A 24,351-nucleotide genomic window follows, 5' to 3' on the forward strand; every position below is an offset into this window, starting at 1 on the left:
CCACCTGACACACGATCCAGCAGGGCCGACGGAGCTTCCTTCGTCGGCCCTGCTGGCGTTTGACCGTGGACCGAAGTGCTTGACAATCAATAAGCGCGCACTTATATATCCAACCATGGCGAGCGCGCACGATCCCGAAGACCGGATCTTCCAGGTCCTGGCAGACCCCAGCCGCCGCGCGATCTTCGAGTCGCTGACGCGGGGCGAAGCGGCGGTCAAGGACCTGACCGCGCGCTTCGACATCTCCCAACCGGCGGTCTCGCAGCACCTTGCCGCGTTGAAGGACGCCGGCCTGGTGACCGGCCGCCGCGAGGGTCGCCACGTGTTCTACCGGGTGGAGCCGCAAGGGATGAAGCCGCTCATCGACTGGATTGCGCACTACCAGGCCTTCTGGACGGACCGCATCGACCGCCTCCAACAGCTGCTGGAGAAGATGGACGAATGAAGTTCGCCGACATCACCGCGCCCGCGCAGCGCGAGGCCATCGCGTTCGAGGTGGAGCTGCGGCATGCGCCGGAAAAGGTATGGCGGGCGCTCACCGAGCCGGAGCTGCTCAGGGAGTGGCTGCTCCCCGCCATCGGCTTCACCCTGCAGCCCGGGGCGGAGTTCACGCTGAAGGCACCACAGGCGTACCCGGGGTGGGACGGCACGGTGGATTGCCGGATGCTCGAAATCGAGGAGCATCGCACGCTCAGCTACACGTGGTCCGTCCCCTTTCTGGACACCGTCGTCACCTTCCGGATCGTCCCCACGGAATCGGGGACGCGGCTGTCCATCGTGCAGTCGGGCTTCCGGCCGGACCAGAAGCAGGAGTTCGGTGGCGCGCGGTACGGCTGGAAGATGATGACGGGCAGGCTGGGCGAGCTGCTGGAGAGGATCCCGTAACCATTCGACGGAGGACAGCACGATGAACAAGTGGATTCGGCAGAGCCACCGGTGGTTGTCGATCGCCTTTACCGCGGCTGTGATCGCCAACTTCATCGCCCTCGCGCGGGCGGATGGAGGTATGCCTCCGGCGTGGATCACCTACGCGCCGCTTCCGCCGCTCTTCCTGCTCCTGTTCAGCGGACTGTACCTTTTCGCGCTGCCCTATGCCACGCGCTGGCGCACCGCGCGCCGCACCCTCCACTCTCGCTGAGACGACTCTGACGATGGCCATCGACCAGCATCCCGCGGACAGCCACGACCTGATCCGCGTGCAGGGCGCGCGCGAGAACAACCTCAAGGACGTCAGCGTCCAGATCCCCAAGCGCCGGCTGACGGTGTTCACCGGCGTCTCTGGCTCCGGCAAGAGCTCGCTGGTGTTCGGGACGATCGCCGCCGAGTCGCAGCGGATGATCAACGAGACGTACAGCGCCTTCGTGCAGGGGTTCATGCCCACGCTGGCGCGGCCGGAGGTGGACCTGATGGACGGGCTGACGACGGCCATCATCGTGGACCAGGAGCGCATCGGCGCCAATCCCCGCTCCACCGTCGGCACGGTGACGGATGCCAACGCCATGCTGCGCATCCTCTTCAGCCGGCTGGGGGATCCACAGATCGGCCCGCCGAGTGCCTTCTCGTTCAACGTCCCGTCCGTGCGGGCGAGCGGCGCCATCACCGTGGAGCGTGGCGAGGGGAAGACAAAGGCCGAGAAGGTGGTCTTCAACCGTTTGGGCGGAATGTGCCCGCGCTGCGAGGGGATGGGCTCGGTGAACGACATCGACCGGGCGGCGCTGTACGATGACAGCAAGTCGCTGAACGAAGGCGCGCTCACCATCCCCGGCTACAGCATGGAGGGCTGGTACGGGCGCATCTTCCGCGGCTGCGGCTACTTCGACCCCGACAAGCCCATCCGCGACTACGGGAAGAAGGAGCTGCACGACCTGCTCTACCGCGAGCCGACCAAGATCAAGATCGACGGCATCAACCTTACGTATTCGGGGCTGATCCCCTCCATCCAGAAGTCGTACCTGTCCAAGGACGTCGAGGCGATGCAGCCGCACATCCGCGCCTTCGTGGAGGGCGCGGTGACGTTCACCACCTGTCCCGAATGCGGCGGCACCCGGCTGGCGGAGTCCGCCCGGTCGTCGCGCATCCGGGGGATCAACATCGCCGACGCCTGCTCGATGCAGATCAGCGACCTGGCCGATTGGGTGCGCGGACTGAACGAGCGGTCGGTGGCGCCGCTCCTGGCCGGGCTGCAGCACCTGCTGGATTCGTTCGCGGAGATCGGGCTGGGCTATCTGTCGCTGGACCGCTCGTCGGGCACGCTCTCCGGCGGCGAGGCGCAGCGGACAAAGATGATCCGCCACCTGGGATCGTCGCTCACCGACGTCACCTACGTCTTCGACGAGCCCACCACGGGGCTGCACCCGCACGACGTGCAGCGGATGAACGACCTGCTGCTGCGGCTGCGCGACAAGGGGAACACGGTGCTGGTGGTGGAGCACGAGCCGGAAACCATCGAGATCGCCGACCACGTGGTCGACCTGGGGCCCGGCGCGGGCACCGCCGGTGGCGAGGTGGTGTTCCAGGGCACGGTCGACGGGCTGCGGGCCAGCGGCACCCTCACCGGCCACCACCTGGGCGACCGGGCCTCGCTCAAGCCGGCGGTGCGCAGGCCGACCGGGAAGCTGCAGATCCGCGGAGCGACGCGGCACAACCTTAAGGACGTGTCCGTCGACATCCCGCTGGGGGTGCTCGTGGTCGTCACCGGCGTGGCGGGCTCCGGCAAGAGCTCGCTGATCCACGGCTCCGTTCCCGCGTCGGCGGGCGTGGTGTCGGTGGACCAGGCGCCCATCAAGGGCTCGCGACGCAGCAACCCGGCGACGTACACGGGGCTGCTGGAGCCCATCCGCAAGGCGTTCGCAAAGGCCAACGGGGTGAAGCCGGCACTCTTCAGCGCCAACTCCGAGGGCGCCTGCCCCACCTGCAACGGCGCGGGCGTCATCTACACCGACCTGGCGATGATGGCGGGCGTCGCGACGGTCTGCGAGGAATGCGGCGGCAAGCGATTCCAGGCGCAGGTGCTCGAATACAAGTTCGGCGGCAGGGACATCAGCGAGGTGCTGGCGATGCCGGTGAGCGAGGCGGCGGAGTTCTTCGGAGCAGGCCCGGCGAAGACCCCGGCGGCGCACGCCATCCTGGCCCGGATGGCGGACGTGGGGCTCGGCTACCTCTCCCTCGGCCAGCCGCTCACCACGCTTTCCGGTGGCGAGCGGCAGCGGCTGAAGCTGGCCACGTACATGGGCGACAAGGGCGGCATCTACGTGCTCGACGAGCCGACCACGGGCCTGCACCTGGCCGACGTCGAGAACCTGCTGGGGCTGCTGGACCGGCTGGTGGACGCCGGCAAGTCGGTGATCGTCATCGAGCACCACCAGGCGGTGATGGCCCACGCCGACTGGATCATTGACCTGGGCCCCGGCGCCGGCCACGAAGGCGGCCGCATCGTATTCGAGGGCACCCCGGCCGAGCTGGTGGCGGCGCGGTCCACGCTCACGGGCGAGCACCTGGCGGCGTACGTGGGCTGACCGCTCCTGCTACTCCCACCCCTTCGCCTTGACCAAGAGGCGAGGCCCACCGGGCGCCACTCTATACCGCGCTTGCAGGACTCCGTTATTGCTAGAAGCTGTGCGGCGGCCTCACCGTGGTCGCCCGCACTCCAGGCAGATCTGGCGGCGGCACGGTCCACGCTGACCCGTGCGCAGCTTGCGCATTCGTGGGCCGGCCGAGAGGCTGTCGCGTCGCGCTGAGCGAACCCGTGTCCCTGCTTAACGGAGGTGGGCGTGTGTGATAACCGATGCCTCGAGGATCTTGCGGGAGTACGGCGGGCGGCCCTCGAAGGCGTGGCAAGCCAAACGCGGCCTGAAGCCCCATGGAACGACAAGCTGAGGCGTCCACCGATGTATGCGCCACCCGGCCGATACGGTTGCGTCCGAAGCATCTCCCAGCCATTTTCTACCACCTGCGAGTAGAGGCAACAATCAACGCGGAGACTGCGTCGTGGCCAACTATGTTTACGTGGACAACTCGAACGTGTTCATTGAGGGTAAGCGAGTAAGCGCAGTCGTAAAGGGGCTTGCTCTGGATATCTGGCAGGCTCATGAGAACCGCATTCTGGATAACGAATACCGTCTTGATTTCGGGAAGGTGCATCAGTTTGCGGCAGGCGACGACCCCGATAACATCGCGCGGGCAATGCTATTTGGATCTCGCCCCCCAGCCAATGATTCGCTCTGGGACATCGCACGTCGCGTGGGATTTGAAACCGTAATCGAGGACCGAAACGTCGCGAACAAGGAAAAGAAAATCGATACTGGTATCGTTACGCAGATGCTGCGTGACGCATATACCCGTGTTCGCAAGGCGGATGACGTTATTACCCTTGTTGGCGGAGATGGGGATTTTGTTCCGGCTGTGCGCCAACTCGTTTCGGATGGATACGTGATCGAGGTGTACTTCTGGGATCATGCTTCACGTGAGTTGAAAGACGTCTGTTCCAAGTTCGTCCCGCTGAACCAGTACCTCGACCACCTGCGCGCGTGAACGTGAGCTTAAGGACGGCCAGCCTTTCCTGCTCACCCCGACACTAAGTGGGTCATCAGTTCATCCACGTTCAAACACCTATGCCACGTCTACCCGCGTCTTCAGCGCACCTCCCAAACCCAGAACTCCTTGTCCCGCGCAATGATGCATTGCGGCGGATTTCCGAACTTATCAGTGCAGGGAATGAGTTGCTGTCGGCTCCGCTTCCGCACTCGATGCGCGAAGCATTTGCATTGCATGACCGTGCCGTGGCTTGGAACGCCGGTAATCTCGAATTCCTGAGGAGAGCATTCACAACGTTGCATGTCTTAGAGGATTATCGGGACGCTGGCGCCATCCCCGCCAAGAGCGTACTAGGCTACCTGGATGCGTTAACACTTGCTGCAGTCACCAAGGAAGCTATCAAAAAACTGTCCGAACAACTTGTGTCCATTCGCGACAACCTCATATTCACCCCAGAGGTGCTTGACCGGTCTCCAGCGGTCGTACCAGTGGCCGCACGCATGCACACGAACCGTGCATTCATCGTGCACGGACATGACGATGCCGCGCGCGAAGGGATCGCCCGGTTTCTAGAACGCCTCGGTGTCGAACCGATCATCCTTCACGAGCAGGTCAACGAAGGCCGGACGATCATAGAAAAACTTGAGCACCACAGCGAAGTGGACTTTGCGGTGGTGCTACTCACTCCCGATGACGTGGGCGCTACAGCCGCGAAGCGCGACGCTCTACAGCCGCGCGCACGACAAAACGTGGTGCTAGAGATGGGGTACTTCGCCGGGAAGCTTGGACGGCGCCATGTCTGCGCCGTGATACGGGGCGATGTGGAACTCCCCAGCGACATGCTCGGGGTGGTTTATGTATCCATGGATGCCGGTGGTGCGTGGAAGCTCATGCTCGCGAAGGAGTTGAAGGCGGCAGGATTCGTAGTGGACATGAACCGCGCAATGTAAGCTCTCCCTTGGCCGAAAGCAGACGCCCACTCCCGACGCGGCGTGGGCACCAACTCCTTGATTGTCGGCGGAAGCTCGACGCCCGCGGTGGTGTCCAATTACCGCCGGATCATTATCCTGGGCACCCGGGCGACCGGCGAGCGCTTGGGACAAGTAGGCGCCTGATCCGGGCTTCGCGCAACGAACGAGCGGGGACGCGGAGAGCCTTGTGCCGTCCGCGTCCTGCCCTTTCAATCTCGTGCCGATCACCCGTCAAGCCGCGCGGCTAGCCACCTCCTCGCGCGTCCACCTCTCGGCGGCCTCCGCAGCCGCACGGAGATCGTCGCCGAACTCGAGGATTGCTTCCGCGACGAGTTGGTCCATTGACAGTTCGTCTTCGGAGACGTGGCGGGCGAGCTTGATGGATGCCATGGCGATGGCCTCAAAGGCGCCGAAGCGATCCGTCAGCATCTCGAGGAGCCGCCCCGGCGAGGCCAGCGTACCGGTTGGAGATTCCGTTCTCATGGTGCGCCCTCCGATTCTCTTGACCCTGGCCGCGCGGCAGGGCTAGCTTGGGCGAGCGGGCGGCCTTCGGGTCGGTTCGCGTGGAGGCTGGTCGTGTCTTCTTGGCGGGAGAGCGGCCAGCCTTTTCCTTCGCCCTGATGTACAGAGCATACTGTACATGGGGAAAGTCGTCAAGCTTTTTCTGTACCGGAGAACGACGTGGAGGAGTCCTCGAATGACAGGATCACGCGTGCGATCGAACGTGCGCTATCGGAGGGGCCGTTCACGATCCAGCAGCTTGCCGCTGAAGCTGGAGTCAGCTACGACACGCTCTACTCCTGGGTAAAGGGCCGTCGTGTACCGCGCCCGGAGAACGTTCGGCAGCTCGCAAGTGGCCTGTCGAGGCGATCGGACCTGCTGCGCGAACTCGCAGGCGCATTGAATGAAGCCGTAGAATCCGAGAACCGCTGAGAGCTTTTTGTTCAGCGGAGGCGGCGAGCATCGCGGCGGTGAAACTTGGAACGATCTGTGCCGCAATTTTAGTTGTGAGTTTTCTCGGGGCTGGAGCCATCCCCGCATGATCCTTCGACCCATCCAAGCCGGCCGATGACGGTTCCTGATAAGCCCCGCCCACAGCGCACCACGCCGCTGGGCGTACTCCGGTCGGTGTCGGAAACCGAGGCGGCGGATTTCGCCAGCGGCTCCGCATCCGTCCTGGAGGGCAGCGGGCTCTACCGCCTGCTGGTGGACAGCGTGATGGACTACGCCATCTTCGCGCTCGATGCGGGGGGCAACATCCTCAGCTGGAACGCCGGTGCGCAGCGCCTCAAGGGCTACACGCCAGACGAGATCATCGGCAAGCACTTCACCATCTTCTATCCCCCCGAAGACGTGGCGCGGGGAAAAACGGACATCGAGCTGGAGATCGCCACGCGCGACGGCCGGGTGGAGGACGAGGGATGGCGGGTGCGGAAAGACGGCACCCGCTTCTGGGCCAACGTGGTGATCACGGCGCTCCGCGACTCCGACGGCACCCTGGTCGGGTTCGCCAAGGTCACCCGCGACCTCACGGAGCGGCGCGCGGCCGAGCAGGCGCTGCGCCTGAGCGAAGAACGGTTCCGCACCCTGGTGCAGGGCGTACGCGACTACGCCATCTTCATGCTCGACACGCAGGGCCGGGTGGCCAGCTGGAACGAGGGAGCGCAGCGGATCAACGGCTACGCGGCGGGCGAAATCATGGGCCGCCACTTCTCTACGTTCTACCCCGCCGAGGACGTCGCCGCCGGCAAGACGGAGATGGAGCTGGAGGTCGCCGTCCGCGACGGGAAGTACGAGGAAGAGGGTTGGCGGGTGCGAAAGGACGGGTCCCACTTCTGGGCCCACGTCCTGATCACCGCGCTGCGCGACTTCGAGGGACGCCTGGTGGGGTACGCGAAGGTCACGCGCGACCTCACCGAACGCAAGGCGGCGCAGGAGCGGGAGATTGCCGACGCGCGCCGCATCACGGAGATCGAGACCGCCAGCCGCACCAAGAGCGAGTTCCTGGCGGCGATGAGCCACGAGCTGCGCACGCCCATCAACGCCACGCTGGGATACGCGGACCTGCTGGAGATGGAGATCGCCGGCCCCGTCACCGACCAGCAGCGGGAGTACCTGAAGCGCATCCGCGGGAGCCAGCAGCACCTGCTCCGCATCGTCAACGACCTGCTGAACTACAGCCGCATCGAGGCGGGGCAGGTGGAATACGACATCACGCCGTTTTCCCTGCATGATGCCGTGGAAGCGGTGCTGGCGATGGTGGAGCCGCTGGCCCTGGCAAAGGGGATCTTCCTGAAGCACGGCCCCTGTCCGGACGAGATCGTGGCGATGGCGGACATGGGAAAGACGGAGCAGATCGTGCTCAACCTGCTGTCCAACGCCGTCAAGTTCACGCCGAACGGCGGGCGGGTCACCGCCAGCTGCGGCACGCAGGACGGCGTTCCGTGCGTGACGGTATCCGACACGGGCCCCGGCATTCCGGCGGAGCACCAGCACTCCATCTTTCAGCCGTTCGTGCAGTTGGGGCGTTCGCTCACCAGCGGACACGAGGGAACGGGGCTGGGATTGGCGATCAGCCGCGACCTGGCCCGCGCCATGGGCGGCGAGATCACCCTGCGCAGCGGGCCGGGCGAGGGCGCCACCTTCACGCTGACGCTGCCCCCGGAAGCGTAACGGATGGCCCAGCACCCCTCCGGAATCAAGCCGGAATCGTGGCTCGTTTCGGCGGGCCGCGGGTCCGAGCCCGGCGCGCCGCTGAACGTGCCGCTGGTTCCCGCATCCCGCTGCACCGTGACTCGTCGAGGCGAGGGAGGCGGGTAGCGCCCGCACACAGCGGGGAGAGGGGAGCCCCCCGGCCCCCATCCAACGCTGCGCAGGGGAGGGGAAGACCTGAATCGCGCTCCGGCCGGCCTCACGCACCGGGCTGCGCGTGCAGTCCGCGAAGGCGGACTTTGGGCCGTCGTTGCCGCGAATTCATTCGCCCCAGCGAGGGCGGCCCAGCGCCTAGGCAGCCGGCCCGTTCGGATGCGGCAGGGCGCGGCTGGTGAGGCGGGCCAGCAGGTCGCGCCCCAGTTCCAGCAGCGCAGGCACTTCGTCCGCAGTCGCCAGGGTCGCGGAGCGCCAGAGCAGCAGGTCGGGGCCCGCGCCGGTGGTGCACCGCCCGCGGTTGGCCTCGTAGAACGCCACCACGTCGGGCTCGAACACGGCCCGGATGGAGCTTTCATCCTGGCCGCGCAGCAGGTACTCGCCCGAAAACGCGGGATGGCCCTCGATGTCGATGTCCTGGTGCCCCACCAGCCCGCCGATGCGGTGAAGCAGGTTCTCCGGCCGCAGTGAAAAGAGCGGAAGGTCCAGCCGCGGAGAGTGCACGTGGAGCACCGTCTGGCTATGGGTTTTCTGCGCGTTGTCGGCACCCGTCGCGTACGAGTAGTCGAACACGGCCAACTGGTCGCCGCCGCTCTCCCCCGCCAGGTAGTTGCGGATCTTTCGATCGCGCCCCTGCGTGAACAGCTCGAACCGCTCCACGTGCGGGATGATGGTGAGCGGCGGCGCATCCTGAAAGCTCCATCCCAGCCGCGTGGCGAGCTGGCGGAGCGCGGCGATGCGGTCCTGCGTGTTCTGATGATTCAGGACGGCGAGCGCGTAGAGGATCACCACGAAGACGAGACCGGTGAGTATCTCCATCGAGTGCTCCGTGAGGCTGGCGGTGGCTTGCGGGCGGCATGCTGCGGAAACGGTGCGGACCGGGACGATACACGACCCGCGCGCGCCGCGCCAGCGACTTGCACCCGGTGCGCGCCGAGATCGCGGACGACGCTGAGGACGCGTTTTCGCCCCTCCACGCGGCCCCTGTCTTGCGCAGGGCGCACGCGGCAGTTGAGGCACGAACCTTATCAGGAGAACGCTCGATGTCGGACAGCACGGGCAACACCGGTACCGGAGACCTGACGTACAACCTGGTCAGCATTCTCTTCCACGCGCTGCAGGGCGCCGAGACGTACGACCAGTACATCCGCGACGCCGAGGAAGAGGGCGACAGCAACCTGGCCGAGTTCTTCCGCTCGGTGAAGCAGGAGAACAGCGCGCGGGCCGACCGCGCCAAGGTGCTGCTGCACGCGCGCCTTCACCCCGCGTCGTAGGCGGAACGGCGCCCGCCGCGCGGGAGCCCTGACGCCAGACAGCCGGCGGTCCCCCAAGGGATCGCCGGCTGTCGCTTTTCAGGCGGTGCGGATGCTCAGTTCTGCTTGCGAGGACGACCCTTCTGCTGCTGCGCCTGCATCTCGGCCTCCAGCATCTGCATCAACTCGCCCTGGTTCTCCTCCGCCAGCCGCTGTCCCAGCTCTCCCCCGCGCCGTGTAAGTTCCCCCTGTGCGGCCGCGAACCGCCGGCCAGAGGGTGTACGCAAGAACGTCACGATGTCGCGAAGCTCCGCTTCGGTGAACGTCTGCGCGTACAACTGGGCGAACGCGACGGCGGCCTCGTCGGAGGTGAAGATGTTGCGCATCCACCGCTGCAGGACGTGGCGCAACGAGGCGAGTTCCGAGTTTTGCGCCTGCATGGCGTCGAGCATTACGTCAACGCTCGCGCTGGCGTTGCCCCCCAGGTCCATCAGCGTCGTGAGCTCGCGCGCCAGCGACAACGACGCGGCCGAGACCGCCGCCGCCGGCTGCGCCGGGGTGGTGGGCTGGGCGGCGCCGACTGCGGGCACCATCAATCCGCAGGCGATCAGCAGGGTTCGCATCATTCGCATGGGGAGGCCTCCAGTATTTCGGGGAAGGGTCTGCTCCCGATGAAGCTTGGCGGCCACGGCGGCACACGCAAGGTTACCGAGGCGGGAACAGCGCGGCGCTGATGGGCCGTGCGCGGGTGCGCAGCTCGCGGTCGGCGCGGGTCGTGAGCAGGCGCAGGTCGCGCGGGCGCGGCACGGGCGACGAGGCGCTGGCCACCGGAGTGATGCCGGCCGGGTTCAGCCCGTGGCGGGTGGCGAGCAGCACGCCCAGCGCGTACCGGCTGACGGCCTCGGGCGCCACCAGGTGCCACACTCCCGCGCGCCGGTCCGCCGGCAGCCGCGCCACCTCCCACAGCTGCGCGGCGAGGTCTTCGACGGCGGTCGGGCAGCGCAGCTCGTCCGTGAACAGGCGCAGGGGCTCGCCGCGGCGCAGCGCATCGAGCACCGACGCGCTTCCCACGTCCGGCGGGTCCGCGCGTACGATCAAGGACGTGCGGACCACCGCGGCGTTCGGCATGGATGCGCGGACGTGCAGCTCGGCGCGTGCCTTCCATCGCCCGTACTCGTGCACCGGGTCCGGTTCCGCGTCTTCCGCGTACGGCCCGCTTTCGCCATCGAGCAGCGCGTCCGTGCTCATGTGCACGAGCGCCGCGCCGGTCTCCTGGCATGCCCCCACCACGCTCTCCGTCGCCCGCCAGATGTCGCGCTCCCCCTCCCGCGCCGAGTACGCGGTGTGGATCACCAGATCGGGGCGCACGGCCGCGAAGAGCGCCTGGACGGCGGCCGCGTCGGACAGGTCCACCGGGTGCGAGGTCGCGCCGTGCACGGGCGACGAGCGGCGGGTGGCGTGCACTTCCACGTCGGCGGGCGCCTGGCGGATCAGCTCGCCGCCCAGCAGCCCGCCGCCGCCGGTGATCAGGACACGCACGATGATTCGCTCATGGGAGAGGCCGTCTGCGCGGGGACCGCGGATGGTGTTCAGGGAAGGACCGCGCGCAGGTAGCCGCGGACCGCGTCGTAGATGCCGGGCGACTCGCTCTCGCGGGGGCCGGCGACGTTCAGGATGGTGATCTTGTGGGCGCGGAGCCAGCGGCGAAAGTGGTCGACGTCGGGAACGGCGTCCACGCGGGATGAAAGGAGAGGCCGCCCCAGCCGTTGGGCGGCCTCTCGCGTCAGCTCCGTCCCCGCGCTGGCGGCATCCGTCACCAGCAGCAGGGTGCCGTCGGAGTCGCGCACGTTCCACTCCGTGCGCTGCGCCGGGTCTGCGGAGGGCGTTTCGCGGAGCGGATAGTCCGCCGCGATGGGCCCATCCTCTGCCCAGCGGCCGGCGGGGCACCATCCCCCGGCCGGCATCCCACGCTCCATCGCCACGTTCAGCGCGGCCCGGTCCACCCCCGTCTGCCCGCCGGAGACCAGCCTCAGCATCACGGGCACCGCATCCGCCACGACGCGAACCGTCAGGCGGCGACCGGCGACGGGTGCCACTCCGTCCGGTGCACCGCCTGAACCAGCATGGGGCCCACCGTCTCCAGGATGTACACCTCGTCCTCGTCGAAGGGCACCGCCTGATAGTCGAAGTGGCAGATGGTGCCGAAGAGCGTGCCGTCGTCCTCCATCAGCGGCACGCCGCAGTACGACTGCACCACCGCCTGCTTGGGATGCCCCGCCACGCGCTCGTCGTTCGCGGAATCTTCCGTCAGAAAGGTGCGGGCGGTTTCGCGCACGTAGATGCAGTACGAGTCCAGCACGGGCTGGTCCGGGCAGCGCTCGACCGTGGGGTCGTCGCGGTCGATCAGGTGCAGGTTGCGCAGCGTGCCACCCTCGAAGCGGAAGACGGCCGTGAACCGGTGCGGTCCCAGGCTGTTCAGGTATCGCAGCGCCGGCCGCACGCCCTCGCGGCCCAGCACGTCCCGAAAGTGCGCAACGGCCTCACGACGATCCATCACTCGGCATCTCGATTCGAAAAGTCCACGACGGCAAAGCGAGCCGCGGACCCTGTGCAAACCTTGCACCAGCAAGAAGTTGCGTCCGAAACCGCCCGTCCCGGCCGCCGCTACAACCGGTAGGCGGTCTGCACCAGGCGCTTCTCCTCTTCGCCCTCGATCAGCGCCTCCACCTCCACGTACGGCTCCAGCCCGCTTCCCTTCAGCTTTTCGCGGAACAGCTGGTCCAGCTGGAAGATGCCCGCCGAGTTGCTCATCTCCACCCGGATGCGCACGGGCTTTTCCACCCCCGCCTCGATGTGCACCGCCTCGATGGCGGCGGCGGAGATGGAGTGGATGCTCATGGTGCCCTCGATGCCCATGGAGATGCGCGAGCGGCCCTTGGCCATGTCCAGCGCATCGGCCACGCGCACCACGCCGGCCTCCAGCGTCAGCGGGCTGCCGCCCGAGCGGTGGCCGATGATGGCGTGCAGCACCTCGGAGCGCACGATGGCCGCCGTCCCGGGGTGAGGATAGATCTCCGGCAGCAGCTCGCGCAGCTTCATCTGCGCCACGAAGAGCGAGAACTCCTCGTGGTCCTTGCGGTGGATGCTCATCCCCACGTCGTGAAGGAGCGAGGCCAGCACCACCACCACCTCGGCGTCCTCGGGCGTCATCCCGTAGTTCACCACCACGCCGGGCTGAACACCGGCCGCCATCACCACGCGCAGCAGCTTGCTGGCGAGATTCATCACGATCTTCACGTGCACCGGCCCGTGATCCGTCATCTGCAGGCGCTCGACGGCGTTCACGTTCGCGGCCAGCCACAGCGCGTACATCTCGTCGTCGGCGTTCAGCCGCTCGATCAGCCGTTCGACCTTGGGGTTTCCGCGCGAGGGCACGTTTAGCGTAAGGCGATGCGAGAACCGCTCTTCGACCGTGCGGCCGAAGGTGGCCCGCGGGTCCGCCGGGTCCAGGATATCCGTCATTCGTTCCGTCTCCGTCAGTTCCGGGTGTGTCTGTGTTCCGCCATATGATTACGCACGTTCGGTTCCGGCCTGCGCCGCAAGGAACCGCGCCGCCTCGCCCTCTGCCCAGAAGCGCGGACGCCGGGGCGAGCCGCCGATGAACCCCACGTGCCCCCCGTGCGGCGTGAAGGCAGTGTACAGCCAGGGGTTCGCCTCGATCTCGGCGTGCGGGATGGCGCGCTCGTCCACGAACGGGTCGTCCGTGGCGTGCACCAGCAGCGTGGGAACGCGAATGCGCGCCACGTACCCGGCGGAGCTGGAGCGGGAGTAGTAGTCCTGCGCGTCGCGAAAGCCGTGCAGCAGCGCCGTCGCCGCGTCGTCGAACTCGCGGAAGCTGCGCGCCCGGCGGATGCGCTCCGCGTCCAGCCGGTCGCCGATCAGCTCCCGCTTGCCCAGGAACTTGCCCCGCAGCCGCCGGACGAAGTGGCGCACGTACAGCCGCCCCATGAACGAGCGGTCCAGCTTGTCGCTGCCCGCGCCCAGGTCGAAGGGGATGGAGATGGCGGCCGCGGCGCGCATGCGCGAGTCGGCGCCGCGCTCGCCCAGGTACTTCAGCAGCACGTTGGCGCCCAGGGAGAAGCCGACGCCCAGGAGCGTGGCGCGCGGGAAGCGCGCGGCCAGCAGCTCCAGCAGAAAGGCCGTGTCGCCCGTCTCGCCCGCATGGTAGAAGCGCAGCGCGCGGTTGGGCTCGCCGCTGCACCCGCGGAAGTTCATGGCGACGGAGCGGATGCCGTAGCCGGCCAGCGCCCGGCAGGTTTCCAGCATGTACGTCGAGTTGCTGCTCCCCTCCAGCCCGTGGATCACCAGGCAGAGCGGCGACTCGTCCCCCGCGGCGGGCGCGCCGTCGACGGTGGCGAAGTCCAGGTCCAGGAAGTCGCCGTCCGGCGTTTCCACCCGTTCGCGGCGGTACGCCACCCCGTGCGGCGGGCGGATGAAGCGGCCGGCGACGGTCTGCGCATGGGCCCCGGGAAGCCAGCGGGCGGGGCGAAAGGGCGTGGGCGTGAACGGCGTGCGATCGGTCATGGCGCCAATCTATCAGCAAACCCCTTTCCGACGGCACCCGGCCGCGCGATAATTTGGAACGGGCTGCGTCACGACATGGTGTCGCCCTCCGCTCCCCTTCCCCGCTCTCCCGCCGTGTGGCTCCTTCCGTTCTTCGCGCACGTTTCGTCGCTGGCCGTTCGCACCTTCTACCGCCTGACCGTCGCGGGCAAGCAGGTGCCGCCGGCCGGCCCGGTGCTGATCGTCGCCAACCATCCCAACTCGCTGGTAGACCCGGCCGCCGTCGCGGCGGTCGCCGGCCGTCCCGTGCGCTTTCTAGCCAAGGCGCCGCTCTTCACCGACCCCGCCGTGGGCTGGCTGGTGCGCGGGTCGGGCGCCATTCCCGTCTACCGCCACGCCGACAACCCGGCCGAGGTCGGCAGGAACGAGGACACCTTTCGCGCCGTGCACCAGGCGCTGGCCGACGGGGCGGCCGTGGGCATCTTCCCGGAGGGGGTGAGCCACAGCGAGCCGTCCCTGGTTCCGCTGAAGACGGGGGCGGCGCGGATCGCCCTGGGCGCGGCGGCGATCCTGGGCGGATCGTTCCCCGTGGTCGCCGTGGGGCTGACGTTCCGCAAGAAGCAGCAGTTCCGCTCCGAGGCGCTGGTGATGGTGGGCAAGCCGGTGGAGTGGGACGACCTGGCGGCCCGCGGCATGGACGACCGCGAGGCGGTGGATCAGCTGACCGAGCGCATCGACCGGGCGCTGCACCGGGTGACGCTCAACCTGGAGCGCTGGGAAGACCAGCCGCTGGTCGAAACGGCGGAGGCGGTGTACGCGGCGGAGTTCCCGGTAGAGGCGTCACCCGCGGCCCGCGTGGCCCGGCTGCGCGAGACGGCGGACGGGCTGGCGCGCCTGCGGTCGGAGGAGCGCGGCGGATGGGAGCAGGTGGCCTCGGCCGTGTCGTCGCACGCGCGGGCGCTGCGGGTGCTGCGCATGACCCCGGTGGAGCTGAAGGCGTCCGTCGGAAAGGTGGAGGCGGGCAAGTGGGTGGCGCGCCAGCTGGGCGTGCTGCGCGCGCTGATCCCCATCGCCATCGTGGGGATCATCATCTTCTACATCCCCTACCGCGCCACCGGGTTCGCGGAGGCGCGCGCCCGCCCGCCACAGGACATCCGCGCGACCTTCAAGACGCTCGTGGGCACGGTGCTGCACGCCGTGTGGACCATCGTCCTGGCGGTGGCCGTCTGGTGGCGCTGGGGATGGAAGTACGGTCTCGCGGCGCTCGTCCTGCTCCCCATCCTGGCCTGGGTGACGCTGTGGACGGTCGACATGTGGAACCGCGCCCGGGGCGAAGCGCGCCGCTTCTACCTGCGAGCCCGCCGCGCCGAGGCCATCGAGGACCTGCGCATCCGCCAGCGCGCGCTCGCGGAGCGGCTGGCCGCGTTGTGGGAGACGGTGAAGGCGTGAGAGAAGGGCGAAAGAAAAACAGTTTCACGCAGAGGACGCAGAGATGACCGAGAGGACGCAGAGAACTGCACATGGGTGCGGTGTTCCCTCTGCGTCCTCTCCGTTTCCTCTGCGACCTCTGCGTGAAACCGCCGTTGCTTAGCCCTGGACGAGCACGCCGCCTTCCACCGCCGCCTCCTCCGCGCGCGCCACCCGCTGCCCCTCTTCCACGTCCACGCGCGAAAGCAGGAATCCGCCGATTACGAAGAACGCGATGATCGACAGGATGGCTTCGCGGCTGGTGCCCGTGTAGCTGACCACGATCGCGAAGATCGCCGGGCCGAAGATGCCCGCGAACTTCTCGAACACGCCGAAGAACCCGAAGAACTCGCCCGACCGGTGGCGCGGGATCATGCTGGCGAACAGCGACCGGCTCAGCGCCTGCGCGCCGCCCTGCACCAGCCCCACGCCCACGGCCAGCAGAAGGAAGTCGCGCCCGGTCTGCATCCGGTAGCCCAGGATGGCGATCAGCACGTACACGGCCAGCGCGATGAACACCGACCGCTTGGCCCCGATCTTTCCCGCCAGCGCGCCGAACAGGAACGCGCACGGCACGCCCACGAACTGCACGAGGACGATGGCGGTGATCATGGTGCCGGTGGGAATCCCCAGCTCCGTGCCGAACACCGTCGCCATGCGGATGATGGTGCCGATGCCGTCGTTGTAGATCAAGAAGGCCAGCAGCATCAGGAACGCCTGCTTGTAGCCCCGCAGCGCGCGGAAGGTCTCGGCCAGGCGGGTGAACGCCACGCGGACGGGGTTGGCCCCCGCGTGCTCGTCCGACTCGCGCGCCACCGGCGGCTCGGGCACCCGGCGGAAGAGCGGAATGGAAAAGAGCAGCCACCACACGGCCACCGACAGGAACGACAGCCGCGCGGGAAGCGTGGCCTGCGCCGGCGTCAGCCCGGGGCCGGAGGGAAGGCCGAACCACTCCGGCTTCTGTATCCACATGAGGTTGATCACCAGCAGCAGCCCGCCGCCGATGTAGCCCATGGCGTACGCCGCCGTCGACACGCGGTCCATCTCTTCGCGCTTGGCGATGTGCGGCAGCAGCGACTCGTAGAACACGAAGCTGCCGTTCGCGCCGATGTTGGCGAGGATGAAGAGGACCGAGGCCAGCAGCAGGTTGCCCTGCATGATCAGGAACATCAGCGCGGTGGCGGCCACGCCCACGCCCATGAACGTGGCCAGCAGGCGCTTCTTGATGGCCACGTAGTCGGCCATGGTGCCCAGGATGGGCGCCATCACCGCGACGATCGCCAGCCCCACGGTGGTGGCCCAGGCGTACGTCTCCGTCGCGTTCTGGTGCCCCTTGGCGGCCACGCTGACGAAGTAGATGGGGAACACCGCGTTGGTGATGGTGCAGATGAACGCGGAGTTGGCCCAGTCGTACATGGCCCAGGCGCGCAGCTCCGGGCGGTGAAGCCCCAGCGCGGCCAGCATTCCGCGGCGCTCGGCGGGTACGGTGGATGGCATCCGGATGTGGGATCAGGGGAGCTGGGGCGTAGACGGCGGGATTCTTGATCGCCAATATGCTCCGCGTGCGCCCGGCGGGCCAGTGCCGCGGGCGAAACCCCAACCCTCTCACGCCAGGGCGCCACGAGATGGCAGACTGGAAGAACGCGATCGCGAAGTTCGTCCACCGGGTAGAGGAAAAGGTGGACGCGCAGCGGCAGAAGTTCGGCGCCATGGGCGACGGCACCGCGCGCATCGAGGCGTACCGCGGCTACGGCTGCGCCGACCGCGCGTACCTGCGCGGCCGGGTGGTGCGCGGGGCCGCCGTCCCCGCCGCCGTGGCCGAGCAGGGCATCGCCATGAACCTGGCGGCGATGATCCAGCGCTTCGAAAGCGACGAGGTGGCCGGCGCGAAGGTGCGCGTCGTCTATCCCGGCGGCGAGGCGATGGTCACCACCGACGAGGAGGGCTACTTCGAGGCGTGGCTCCACCCCAAGCCGCCCTTCAGCGCCGACAACCTGTGGCACGAGGTGGTGATCGAGCTGGTGGAGCCGGCCGAGTCCGACCCGCCGCACCGTGCGTTGGGACAGCTGCTCGTTCCCCCGCCGACCGCCGCGTTCGGGGTGATCAGCGACATCGACGACACCGTGGTGAAGACCGACGCCACGTCGGTGCTGCGGATGGCGAAGAACGTCTTCCTGAGCAACGCCTACACGCGGGTGCCGTTTCCCGGCGTGGCCCCGTTCTACCGGGCGCTGCAGCAGGGCGCGGGCGAGTCGCCCTTCAACCCCATCTTCTACGTCAGCAGCAGCCCGTGGAACCTGCACGACACGCTGACCGAGTTCCTGATGGTGCAGAAGATTCCCCTGGGCCCGCTGATGCTGCGCGACTGGGGGGTCAGCGCGCAGGAAGCCCTGCCCACGGGGCACGCCAGCCACAAGCTGGAAGCCATCCGCCGCATCCTGGACCTGTTCCCCGCCCTGCCCTTCATCCTGATCGGCGACAGTGGGCAGGAAGATCCCGAGATCTACCACCGCGTGGTGCGCGACTACCCGGACCGCATCTTGGCCGTGTACATCCGCAACGTCGTCCCGAGGCCGGACCGCGTGGGCGCCATCCGCAAGCTGGCGGCCGAGGTGGAACACGCGGGCAGCGCACTCATCCTGGCCGACGACACGCTGGCGGCGGCCCGGCACGCGGCCGAAAAGGGCTGGATCCGCCCGCAGGCGCTGGGCGAGATCGGCGAGGTGGCGCGCGAGGAGCACGAGCCTACGCCCGCCGGCACCGGGGCGGCGAACCGGGAGCTGAGCACGGAGGGCCCCGGACCTGGTCCGCAGGCGCGCTGATAAAAACCTTGGGCATACCTTCTGCACCAGGCGTTCACCCCCGTCGCCGTTCGGGCGGCGGGGGATCGAATCAATGGAAGGCAGAGCAAATGCACGAGGGCCGAGATTTCCTGCGCGCGCAGGTCAGCAACTGCGTGATGCAGCACAAGACGCTCCTGGAGAGCCTGGAAGACCACGCGAAGCAGGCGGAGGACGCCGCGTTCCGCACCCTGTGCGAGCGCTACATTCCCCGCATGCAGCAGCACCAGCAGACGCTGAATGCGTACCGGACCACGCTGGGCGAGGAAGGGGGCCAGGGGCTGAAGGGTGCGCTGGGATTCGTGCTGGGCAAGGCCAAGGACGTGGCCGACAGCCTGCGGACCGACGACTTCCTGCGGGTGGTGGAGGACATCGTCATGATCCGCCAGGCCCAGGACACCTTCGCGACCTTCGCAGCGGCGGGCGACCGTATCGGCGAGCCGCGGCTGAGCGAGATCGGCCGCACCTGCGAGACGGAGCACGACCAGATGCAGCGCGACTTCAACGGCCTGGTGCAGGAGATGTTCGTGCGGCAGGCGACGAAGAGTGCGTAGGGGGAGTGCGTGAGTGCGTGAGTGCGTGAGTGCGTTAGTGCGGAAGTGAAAACTGACGAGCCGCATTGCTTTGGCGCTTTCTCCTCAATGCGTCCAGGTGATGCGGTTCGGTCCTCTACGGCGGCGCGTCTCGACGGGTTGTGTGGTGGATCCTTCGGTCGCTGCGGATTGCGGTGCAGGGGCTGGTTCGTCGTGGCCGCTCGCTCAGGATGACAGCCGCCCCGCCGTGCGGTCCCGCACTCACGCACTCACGCACTCACGCACTCACGCACTCACGCACTTCCCTTCCCCCCACTCTCCCCGGCTCCATACATTGTCCCTGCGAGCGGTCGTCCGGGCCGCGCTTCCATCTACATCGCGGATCGATGAACATTCTCTTCCAGGCCCACTCCGGGCTGCGCTACCTGGTTCTGCTCGCCGGCGTGGCCGCCATCGTCGTGCTGATCATGGGGTACGTTCGCGGGCGGGCGTACGCCGGACCCTCGCGCGGCCTGACGGCGGCGTTCACCGGGCTGCTGCATCTGCAGGTGCTGCTTGGGATTGGGCTGGTGCTTACCGGCATCTGGTACGGCGCGCTGATGGGGCACCTGGCCATGATGATCGCCGCCGCCATCCTGATGCCCGCGCTGTCGGCCTACGCCAAGAAGCAGCCCGACGGAAAGAAGGCGCACGGCGTAGCCCTCGCCGGGGTGGTGCTCACCCTTCTGCTGATCATCGGCGGCATCGTGTCGATCGGTCGGAGCCCACTCGGCACCTCCGGCCGCCCTTCGGCCTCCGTGGAGCGCTGATGCTGAAGTACGAAGCTGCCGTTCCGCCCGACGCCCAGGACGGCGCCCCGCTCGTGGTGCTGCTCCATGGGCGCGGGTCGGACCGCTTCGACCTGCTCTCGCTGGCGCCCCACCTGGCGCCGGGCGCCGTCGTCGTCACGCCTGAGGCGCCACACAGCGGAACGCAGTGGGGATACGGGCCGGGATGGGCGTGGTACCGGTTCATGGGCGGCACCATCCCCGAGCCCCAGTCGTTCGAGGCGTCGCAGCAGGCGCTGGCGGAGTTCCTGGGCGAAATCCCCTCGCGCCTCCCCGTCCGCACGGGGCCACTGGTGCTGGGCGGATTCTCCCAGGGCGGCACCATGTCCCTGGCCTACTCGCTGCGAAACCCCGGCGCCGTGCCGATGGTGCTGAACCTCAGCGGGTTCTTCGCGCAGCACCCCACCGTTGCCGCCACGCCCGACACTGTGCGCGGCACCCGGTTCTTCTGGGGCCACGGGACGATGGACCCCGCCATCCCGTTCGAGATGGCGATCGAGGGCCGAGCGGCGCTTCGTGCGGCGGGGGCGGACCTCGAGGCGCGCGACTACCCGATGGGCCACGGGATCAGCCCGGACGAGGCGGGGGACGTGAAGGCGTGGATCCAACGGGGGCTGGCGGAATGATCTGGGATACCGCGGCGCTCACGGGCCGCGAGCGGTACCAGTTGCTCACCTCGCTCGTCGTCCCGCGGCCGATCGCGTGGGTGTCCACCTGGTCGGGCGAGGGGCGGCGGAACCTGGCGCCCTTCAGCTACTTCGCCGCGATCTCCGCGACGCCGTTCCTGGTTTCGGTGTCCATCGGCAGCCGGCGCGGCGAGGACAAGGACACGCTGCGCAACATCCGGCGGACGGGCGCGTTCTGCGTGAACGTGGCGACGGAGGGGCAGCTCGCGCAGATGAACGAGACGGCCGGCGAGTACGCGTCCGAAGTGGACGAGTTCGAGCGCGCCGGGCTGCTCTCGGCCGAGGCGGAATCGGTGAATGCGCCGTACGTAGCCAACTGTCCCGCGGTGATGGAGTGCCGCGTCTTCAAGATCGTGGAGTTGGAAGGCAGCACCAACACGCTTGTCATCGGCGAGGTGCTGCGCGTGCACTTGGCCGACACCGTCCCGATCGTCCCCGACACGATGTTCGCCGACAGCGCCGCCCTGCGCCCCCTCGCCCGCCTCTGGGGCGACTTCTACTCCACGATCGGCGACACCCCCGCCCTGAAGCGCCCACCCGCGATCTGACGCTCGGGACCCACCGCTGTCATCCCGACGGAGCGGCCACGCCGAACCCGCAGCCACTCCAAGCCAGCCAGCGACCGAGGGATCCGCCACACAGTCGTCGAAGCGCATCGAAACCCGGCGTTCGCCCCCTTCCCTGAGCGGGTGAACCCGCCGCTGGGAAAGCGGTAAGCCCCGGCACGGGCCGCTGGCGCGTCCCGTCCGGGGCTTCAACAGCACGTGCCCAAACCTGCCGAACCGGCCCACTGTCTTCCCGACGGAGCGGCCACGCCGAACCCGCAGCCACTCCGACGACAGGCAGCGACCGAGGGATCCACCACACACTGTACCGAATCGCTCCGACGTCGCGGCCACACGATAGCCCGGCACGCTCTCAGCGGAATCCCGCGACCCAGAGGGAGGCGCAGTTCTGTAGCCGCGTCAGTTGTCCGCATGACGCGCCGTGTGTGGCGGATCCCTCAGTCGCTGCGAAGTTCGGCGTTCGGGCCAGTACGCTTTGGCCGCTCCATCGGGATGACATCGCTGCGCTTCGGCAGGTGCGGCATGCGTGCAGGTGAAGTCCCCAACGGCGGCGCGTCAGCGCGCCGTGTCGGGGCTTTCCGCTTTTCCAGCCGCGGGTTCACCCGCCGACGCGGGGTGCGCGGCGGATTATCCCCGGCGCGATACCCTGCCCTACCGATCGCGTTGGTGCCGGAACTGGCCCTCCGCGCTGTTGCGGTGCCACTCAAGTTCCTGAGCGGTCAGCGGCCGGACCGCAAGGTCGCAGACCATCCACAGGCACAGCGACAGCGGGTAGAACGCGAACGGCGCAATCGTCATCAGCACCAGGCCGACGCCGAGCATCAGGTTCCACGGCACGTCCGGCCAGGTCGCCGCCACCAGGATGCCCGCCGCAACGACGAGAATGCCTTCCGCGAGAACGATGTTCAGCATCATCCCGCCGAGGAAGTAGTCCTCCTCGCCCCGCTCGGTCCGCATCCCGCAGGCGCCGCACTTGAGCTTCAGCTTCATCCAGCGCTCGGTCAGCCGGTCCCCACCGCAATGGGGGCACCGCAGCCGAAGCGCGCGTCCCAGCATCGTGATGATCGGCGGCCGGGTGAACCCCTGCGCGGTCTGCGAAGTCATTTCCATCCACCTCTTTTATCCATGATAGCCGCAACTCGCTATCCTGACGGAATATCCATGATTTCCAGCAGACCGCAGTCCGGAAATCCCTTACGTCGCGTACGACGCGGAGGGCGGCCATCCATACCGATGACCGCCCTCGCACAACCTGCTCTGTCAGCCCCGCGGAGGTCAGATCTCCACGCGCTGCACCATTTCCGGCTCGCCCCACAGGCGGTGGACGATGCGCTCCGCCCCGGCCGGGTCCGCCGTCGTATAGATGCGGACGGAGCCGGGGCCGCCGGGGGCGAGCGCATTCGCCTCATCCAGAATCTGACGCGTGCGCCGCGCGATGGCCGTGCTGCTGTCCAGCAGCTTCACGCCCGGAAGCGCCCGCTGGATGGCGTCGCGCACGAACACGTAGTGCGTGCACCCCAGGACCACGGTGTCCACGTCCGCCGCGCGGAGGGGAGCCACGTATTCCGCCATACGCGCGTCCAGCTCCGGCCCGGCGAGCACCCCGTCCTCCACCATGTCGGCCAGTCCCGGGCACGGCTGCCGGACGATGGTGGCGCCGTTCCCGTAGTTGTCCACCAGGCGCTGCAGACGCGCGGAGCCGCAGGTGCCGGTGGTGGCCATCACCCCCACCCGGCCGCTGGGGGAATCGCGCACCGCCGGCTTGATCGCCGGCTCCAGCCCGATGACGGGGATGGACAGCCGCTCGCGGAGGGCCTCTAGCGCCGCGCCGGACGCCGTGTTGCAGGCGACGACGAACACCTTGGCGCCCTGCCCCTGCATCCACTCGCCGATGCGCAGCGTCCGCTCGCGCACCTCGTCCTCGGAGCGGTCGCCGTAGGGGACGTACGCCGTATCCGCCACGTACAGCAGGTGCTCGGACGGGAGTTCGCGGCGGATTTCGCGCGCCACGCTCAGCCCGCCCACCCCCGAATCGAAGACGCCGACGGGCGCGGTCACGGGCCGACGGGAACGGTGGCGCGCAGTTCGGTGCCGCCGCCGTTGGGCCGCGGAACCGCGTTCACATGGACGTCGAAGTCCTGCAGGTGCGCGGCGACGAAGGCGTCCGCGCCGGAGAAGAACAGCCAGAAGACGGAGAGCGTGATCCAGTCTTCGCGCTGGTTCTCGCGGTCGCGCACCAGCGGCGTGCGCCTGTCGGGCTCCAACTGGCCCAGGTCGCGGAGGATGGCCTGCCGCTCGCGCGCCTCGTCGAGCTTCTGGTCGGCCGTGTACCACATCCAGAGGCTGCCCGCCTCCAAAAAGAAGTACACGGCGCCGCGCCCTGGCGCGCCCAGCTCGGACTGCCCCCAGCCCGGAAGCACCAGCGATCGCACGAAGGCGCCGCGCGGAGAAATGCGCGGAGGCGCGGTATCCGGCTGCACCGGCCGCGCTACCTGCCCGGCACGAGGTGCCAGTGGCCGCACCGAGTCCGCTGGCTGCGGGTCCTGTGCGGCGGCGTGCGCGGACGAGAGCGCCAAGCCGACGAGCGCCAGCGCCGCGGCCAGGAGCGAGCGCCGGAAGAAGCGTATGGTGTCCGTGTACGGACGGATCTGCATCGGTCGATGAACGTCGGGTTTGTGCGCAGGCCGCGTGCAAGCCCCGGTCCGGCCCTGCGCATCGGCGGAACCTAGCGCCTGGACCAGCCACCGGCGAGATCATCAGGCTCGGGATGCGTATCCCTCAACGCCTGCCGGGTTCCGTCGCCGGAGGGAGGGCACGCCGGGATCGGGCGCCCGCCGACGGGGGCCCGGTGCTCGGGCCGGCGCCCCCCATCCCCAGCCCTTTCCCCGCAAACAGCGCGGGGAAAGGGAGCCAGCTTGGTGCATAACCGAAGCTGATGAGGCGCAGCAGCCTGTCATCCTGAGGCCCAGGCGCACCGAATCGACCCGCAGCACACCCGTCGCGGGGCGAAGGATCTAGCCGCGGAAACGTACGAATTCGGGCGCGGCAGCGGTCACGGCAGCCGAGGCCTCGGCTGCCGTGGGGCCCTCACCCGGCCGCGCTGACACGCGTGCCACCCTCTCCCACAAACAGCGTGGGAGAGGGGGTACACTTCGGAGTTAGGGTGCGGCGGCGAGCATGGAGCAGAGGCCTCGGCCCTGCCGGGGCGAATGAATTCGCGGCAACAACGGCCCAAAGTCCGCCTTCG

The 24,351-nt window shown here is 68.3% G+C and carries 27 protein-coding genes; 15 read left to right on the forward strand and 12 right to left on the reverse strand.

What is annotated here, in order from left to right; all coding sequences use genetic code 11:
• Positions 1-115: 115 nt before the first annotated feature.
• The 6 genes from VGB24_RS02005 (at position 116) to VGB24_RS02030 (ending at position 5,483) form a co-directional block, all read left to right on the forward strand.
• Positions 116-445: a metalloregulator ArsR/SmtB family transcription factor gene (locus tag VGB24_RS02005; protein WP_331071281.1), complete on the forward strand. Its 330-nt coding sequence runs from the start codon at positions 116-118 to the stop codon at positions 443-445.
• Complete coding sequence (locus tag VGB24_RS02010; RefSeq protein WP_331071282.1) at positions 442-885, forward strand: SRPBCC domain-containing protein; 444 nt, start codon at positions 442-444, stop codon at positions 883-885. Before VGB24_RS02005 ends, VGB24_RS02010 begins: the two co-directional genes overlap by 4 nt.
• Before the next feature lie 22 nt (positions 886-907).
• Complete coding sequence (locus VGB24_RS02015; protein ID WP_331071283.1) at positions 908-1,138, forward strand: hypothetical protein; 231 nt, start codon at positions 908-910, stop codon at positions 1,136-1,138.
• A 13-nt stretch (positions 1,139-1,151) separates the two neighbouring features.
• The gene (locus tag VGB24_RS02020; protein ID WP_331071284.1) at positions 1,152-3,515 is read left to right on the forward strand and encodes an excinuclease ABC subunit UvrA; all 2,364 of its coding nucleotides are present in this window, start codon (positions 1,152-1,154) and stop codon (positions 3,513-3,515) included.
• A 472-nt stretch (positions 3,516-3,987) separates the two neighbouring features.
• Entirely contained in the window at positions 3,988-4,530 is a 543-nt protein-coding gene (locus VGB24_RS02025; RefSeq protein WP_331071285.1) for an NYN domain-containing protein, read from the forward strand.
• Between the two features lie 215 nt (positions 4,531-4,745).
• Complete coding sequence (locus tag VGB24_RS02030; protein ID WP_331071286.1) at positions 4,746-5,483, forward strand: nucleotide-binding protein; 738 nt, start codon at positions 4,746-4,748, stop codon at positions 5,481-5,483.
• A 252-nt stretch (positions 5,484-5,735) separates the two neighbouring features.
• On the opposite strand, the gene VGB24_RS02035 is transcribed toward VGB24_RS02030, so the two are convergent.
• Positions 5,736-5,987, reverse strand: coding sequence for a hypothetical protein (locus tag VGB24_RS02035; protein WP_331071287.1), 252 nt, complete (start codon positions 5,985-5,987; stop codon positions 5,736-5,738).
• A 198-nt stretch (positions 5,988-6,185) separates the two neighbouring features.
• Here VGB24_RS02035 and VGB24_RS02040 point away from each other — a divergent pair, with 198 nt between their 5' ends.
• Positions 6,186-6,437, forward strand: coding sequence for a helix-turn-helix transcriptional regulator (locus VGB24_RS02040; protein WP_331071288.1), 252 nt, complete (start codon positions 6,186-6,188; stop codon positions 6,435-6,437).
• Between the two features lie 135 nt (positions 6,438-6,572).
• The gene (locus VGB24_RS02045) at positions 6,573-8,177 is read left to right on the forward strand and encodes a PAS domain-containing sensor histidine kinase (RefSeq protein ID WP_331071289.1); all 1,605 of its coding nucleotides are present in this window, start codon (positions 6,573-6,575) and stop codon (positions 8,175-8,177) included.
• 330 nt (positions 8,178-8,507) lie between these two features.
• On the opposite strand, the gene VGB24_RS02050 is transcribed toward VGB24_RS02045, so the two are convergent.
• The gene (locus VGB24_RS02050) at positions 8,508-9,188 is read right to left on the reverse strand and encodes a hypothetical protein (RefSeq protein WP_331071290.1); all 681 of its coding nucleotides are present in this window, start codon (positions 9,186-9,188) and stop codon (positions 8,508-8,510) included.
• 224 nt (positions 9,189-9,412) lie between these two features.
• Here VGB24_RS02050 and VGB24_RS02055 point away from each other — a divergent pair, with 224 nt between their 5' ends.
• Positions 9,413-9,643: a hypothetical protein gene (locus VGB24_RS02055; RefSeq protein WP_331024060.1), complete on the forward strand. Its 231-nt coding sequence runs from the start codon at positions 9,413-9,415 to the stop codon at positions 9,641-9,643.
• A 95-nt stretch (positions 9,644-9,738) separates the two neighbouring features.
• Here the strand turns inward: VGB24_RS02055 and VGB24_RS02060 are convergent, their stop codons facing one another.
• The 6 genes from VGB24_RS02060 to VGB24_RS02085 form a co-directional block, all read right to left on the reverse strand.
• On the reverse strand, positions 9,739-10,254 hold the full coding sequence (locus VGB24_RS02060; RefSeq protein ID WP_331071291.1) for a DUF2059 domain-containing protein: 516 nt from the start codon (positions 10,252-10,254) through the stop codon (positions 9,739-9,741).
• Between the two features lie 73 nt (positions 10,255-10,327).
• Positions 10,328-11,161, reverse strand: coding sequence for an SDR family oxidoreductase (locus VGB24_RS02065; protein WP_331071292.1), 834 nt, complete (start codon positions 11,159-11,161; stop codon positions 10,328-10,330).
• 50 nt (positions 11,162-11,211) lie between these two features.
• On the reverse strand, positions 11,212-11,658 hold the full coding sequence (locus VGB24_RS02070; RefSeq protein WP_331071293.1) for a putative molybdenum carrier protein: 447 nt from the start codon (positions 11,656-11,658) through the stop codon (positions 11,212-11,214).
• Between the two features lie 32 nt (positions 11,659-11,690).
• On the reverse strand, positions 11,691-12,176 hold the full coding sequence (locus VGB24_RS02075; protein ID WP_414676696.1) for a GAF domain-containing protein: 486 nt from the start codon (positions 12,174-12,176) through the stop codon (positions 11,691-11,693).
• A gap of 110 nt (positions 12,177-12,286) precedes the next feature.
• On the reverse strand, positions 12,287-13,144 hold the full coding sequence (locus VGB24_RS02080; RefSeq protein WP_331071295.1) for an HD domain-containing protein: 858 nt from the start codon (positions 13,142-13,144) through the stop codon (positions 12,287-12,289).
• A 48-nt stretch (positions 13,145-13,192) separates the two neighbouring features.
• Positions 13,193-14,206 carry a hydrolase gene (locus tag VGB24_RS02085; protein ID WP_331071296.1) on the reverse strand — a complete coding sequence of 338 codons (1,014 nt, stop codon included), beginning with the start codon at positions 14,204-14,206 and terminating at the stop codon, positions 13,193-13,195.
• A 114-nt stretch (positions 14,207-14,320) separates the two neighbouring features.
• Here VGB24_RS02085 and VGB24_RS02090 point away from each other — a divergent pair, with 114 nt between their 5' ends.
• Positions 14,321-15,634, forward strand: coding sequence for a 1-acyl-sn-glycerol-3-phosphate acyltransferase (locus VGB24_RS02090; RefSeq protein WP_331071297.1), 1,314 nt, complete (start codon positions 14,321-14,323; stop codon positions 15,632-15,634).
• 138 nt (positions 15,635-15,772) lie between these two features.
• On the opposite strand, the gene VGB24_RS02095 is transcribed toward VGB24_RS02090, so the two are convergent.
• Positions 15,773-17,149 (reverse strand): MFS transporter, encoded by a 1,377-nt coding sequence (locus VGB24_RS02095; protein WP_331071298.1) that lies wholly within the window; start codon positions 17,147-17,149, stop codon positions 15,773-15,775.
• 128 nt (positions 17,150-17,277) lie between these two features.
• Between VGB24_RS02095 and VGB24_RS02100 the strand changes: the two genes are divergently transcribed.
• From VGB24_RS02100 to VGB24_RS02120, 5 genes are all read left to right on the forward strand, one after another.
• Positions 17,278-18,474 (forward strand): App1 family protein, encoded by a 1,197-nt coding sequence (locus VGB24_RS02100; protein WP_331071299.1) that lies wholly within the window; start codon positions 17,278-17,280, stop codon positions 18,472-18,474.
• A gap of 89 nt (positions 18,475-18,563) precedes the next feature.
• The gene (locus VGB24_RS02105; RefSeq protein ID WP_331071300.1) at positions 18,564-19,046 is read left to right on the forward strand and encodes a hypothetical protein; all 483 of its coding nucleotides are present in this window, start codon (positions 18,564-18,566) and stop codon (positions 19,044-19,046) included.
• Between the two features lie 365 nt (positions 19,047-19,411).
• Complete coding sequence (locus VGB24_RS02110) at positions 19,412-19,834, forward strand: hypothetical protein (RefSeq protein WP_331071301.1); 423 nt, start codon at positions 19,412-19,414, stop codon at positions 19,832-19,834.
• A complete protein-coding gene (locus VGB24_RS02115) occupies positions 19,834-20,478 on the forward strand; it encodes an alpha/beta hydrolase (protein ID WP_331071302.1) in 645 nt (214 codons plus the stop codon). Before VGB24_RS02110 ends, VGB24_RS02115 begins: the two co-directional genes overlap by 1 nt.
• Positions 20,475-21,086, forward strand: a complete 612-nt coding sequence (locus VGB24_RS02120) for a flavin reductase family protein (RefSeq protein ID WP_331071303.1) — start codon at positions 20,475-20,477, stop codon at positions 21,084-21,086. Before VGB24_RS02115 ends, VGB24_RS02120 begins: the two co-directional genes overlap by 4 nt.
• Before the next feature lie 669 nt (positions 21,087-21,755).
• Here the strand turns inward: VGB24_RS02120 and VGB24_RS02125 are convergent.
• From VGB24_RS02125 to VGB24_RS02135, 3 genes are all read right to left on the reverse strand, one after another.
• Positions 21,756-22,214, reverse strand: coding sequence for a DUF983 domain-containing protein (locus VGB24_RS02125; protein WP_331071304.1), 459 nt, complete (start codon positions 22,212-22,214; stop codon positions 21,756-21,758).
• Positions 22,215-22,379: 165 nt separating this feature from the next.
• Complete coding sequence (gene murI / locus VGB24_RS02130; RefSeq protein ID WP_331071305.1) at positions 22,380-23,162, reverse strand: glutamate racemase; 783 nt, start codon at positions 23,160-23,162, stop codon at positions 22,380-22,382.
• Complete coding sequence (locus VGB24_RS02135) at positions 23,159-23,758, reverse strand: hypothetical protein (protein WP_331071306.1); 600 nt, start codon at positions 23,756-23,758, stop codon at positions 23,159-23,161. The genes murI and VGB24_RS02135 overlap by 4 nt, the downstream gene beginning before the upstream one ends.
• Positions 23,759-24,351: the final 593 nt, after the last annotated feature.

This window comes from Longimicrobium sp. (genome assembly GCF_036399935.1).
GTDB lineage: Bacteria > Gemmatimonadota > Gemmatimonadetes > Longimicrobiales > Longimicrobiaceae > Longimicrobium.

Coding starts and splice junctions, on each gene's coding strand:
- VGB24_RS02100 (WP_331071299.1), top strand. CDS start 17,278: ATGGCAGACTGGAAGAACGCGATCGCGAAGTTCGTCCACCGGGTAGAG.
- VGB24_RS02125 (WP_331071304.1), bottom strand. CDS start 22,214: ATGGAAATGACTTCGCAGACCGCGCAGGGGTTCACCCGGCCGCCGATC.
- VGB24_RS02115 (WP_331071302.1), top strand. CDS start 19,834: ATGCTGAAGTACGAAGCTGCCGTTCCGCCCGACGCCCAGGACGGCGCC.
- VGB24_RS02035 (WP_331071287.1), bottom strand. CDS start 5,987: ATGAGAACGGAATCTCCAACCGGTACGCTGGCCTCGCCGGGGCGGCTC.
- VGB24_RS02015 (WP_331071283.1), top strand. CDS start 908: ATGAACAAGTGGATTCGGCAGAGCCACCGGTGGTTGTCGATCGCCTTT.
- VGB24_RS02095 (WP_331071298.1), bottom strand. CDS start 17,149: ATGCCATCCACCGTACCCGCCGAGCGCCGCGGAATGCTGGCCGCGCTG.
- VGB24_RS02135 (WP_331071306.1), bottom strand. CDS start 23,758: ATGCAGATCCGTCCGTACACGGACACCATACGCTTCTTCCGGCGCTCG.
- VGB24_RS02020 (WP_331071284.1), top strand. CDS start 1,152: ATGGCCATCGACCAGCATCCCGCGGACAGCCACGACCTGATCCGCGTG.
- VGB24_RS02050 (WP_331071290.1), bottom strand. CDS start 9,188: ATGGAGATACTCACCGGTCTCGTCTTCGTGGTGATCCTCTACGCGCTC.
- VGB24_RS02055 (WP_331024060.1), top strand. CDS start 9,413: ATGTCGGACAGCACGGGCAACACCGGTACCGGAGACCTGACGTACAAC.
- VGB24_RS02005 (WP_331071281.1), top strand. CDS start 116: ATGGCGAGCGCGCACGATCCCGAAGACCGGATCTTCCAGGTCCTGGCA.
- VGB24_RS02070 (WP_331071293.1), bottom strand. CDS start 11,658: ATGCTGAGGCTGGTCTCCGGCGGGCAGACGGGGGTGGACCGGGCCGCG.
- VGB24_RS02075 (WP_414676696.1), bottom strand. CDS start 12,176: ATGGATCGTCGTGAGGCCGTTGCGCACTTTCGGGACGTGCTGGGCCGC.
- VGB24_RS02060 (WP_331071291.1), bottom strand. CDS start 10,254: ATGCGAATGATGCGAACCCTGCTGATCGCCTGCGGATTGATGGTGCCC.
- VGB24_RS02030 (WP_331071286.1), top strand. CDS start 4,746: ATGCGCGAAGCATTTGCATTGCATGACCGTGCCGTGGCTTGGAACGCC.
- VGB24_RS02120 (WP_331071303.1), top strand. CDS start 20,475: ATGATCTGGGATACCGCGGCGCTCACGGGCCGCGAGCGGTACCAGTTG.
- VGB24_RS02010 (WP_331071282.1), top strand. CDS start 442: ATGAAGTTCGCCGACATCACCGCGCCCGCGCAGCGCGAGGCCATCGCG.
- VGB24_RS02110 (WP_331071301.1), top strand. CDS start 19,412: ATGAACATTCTCTTCCAGGCCCACTCCGGGCTGCGCTACCTGGTTCTG.
- VGB24_RS02045 (WP_331071289.1), top strand. CDS start 6,573: ATGACGGTTCCTGATAAGCCCCGCCCACAGCGCACCACGCCGCTGGGC.
- VGB24_RS02080 (WP_331071295.1), bottom strand. CDS start 13,144: ATGACGGATATCCTGGACCCGGCGGACCCGCGGGCCACCTTCGGCCGC.
- VGB24_RS02105 (WP_331071300.1), top strand. CDS start 18,564: ATGCACGAGGGCCGAGATTTCCTGCGCGCGCAGGTCAGCAACTGCGTG.
- VGB24_RS02085 (WP_331071296.1), bottom strand. CDS start 14,206: ATGACCGATCGCACGCCGTTCACGCCCACGCCCTTTCGCCCCGCCCGC.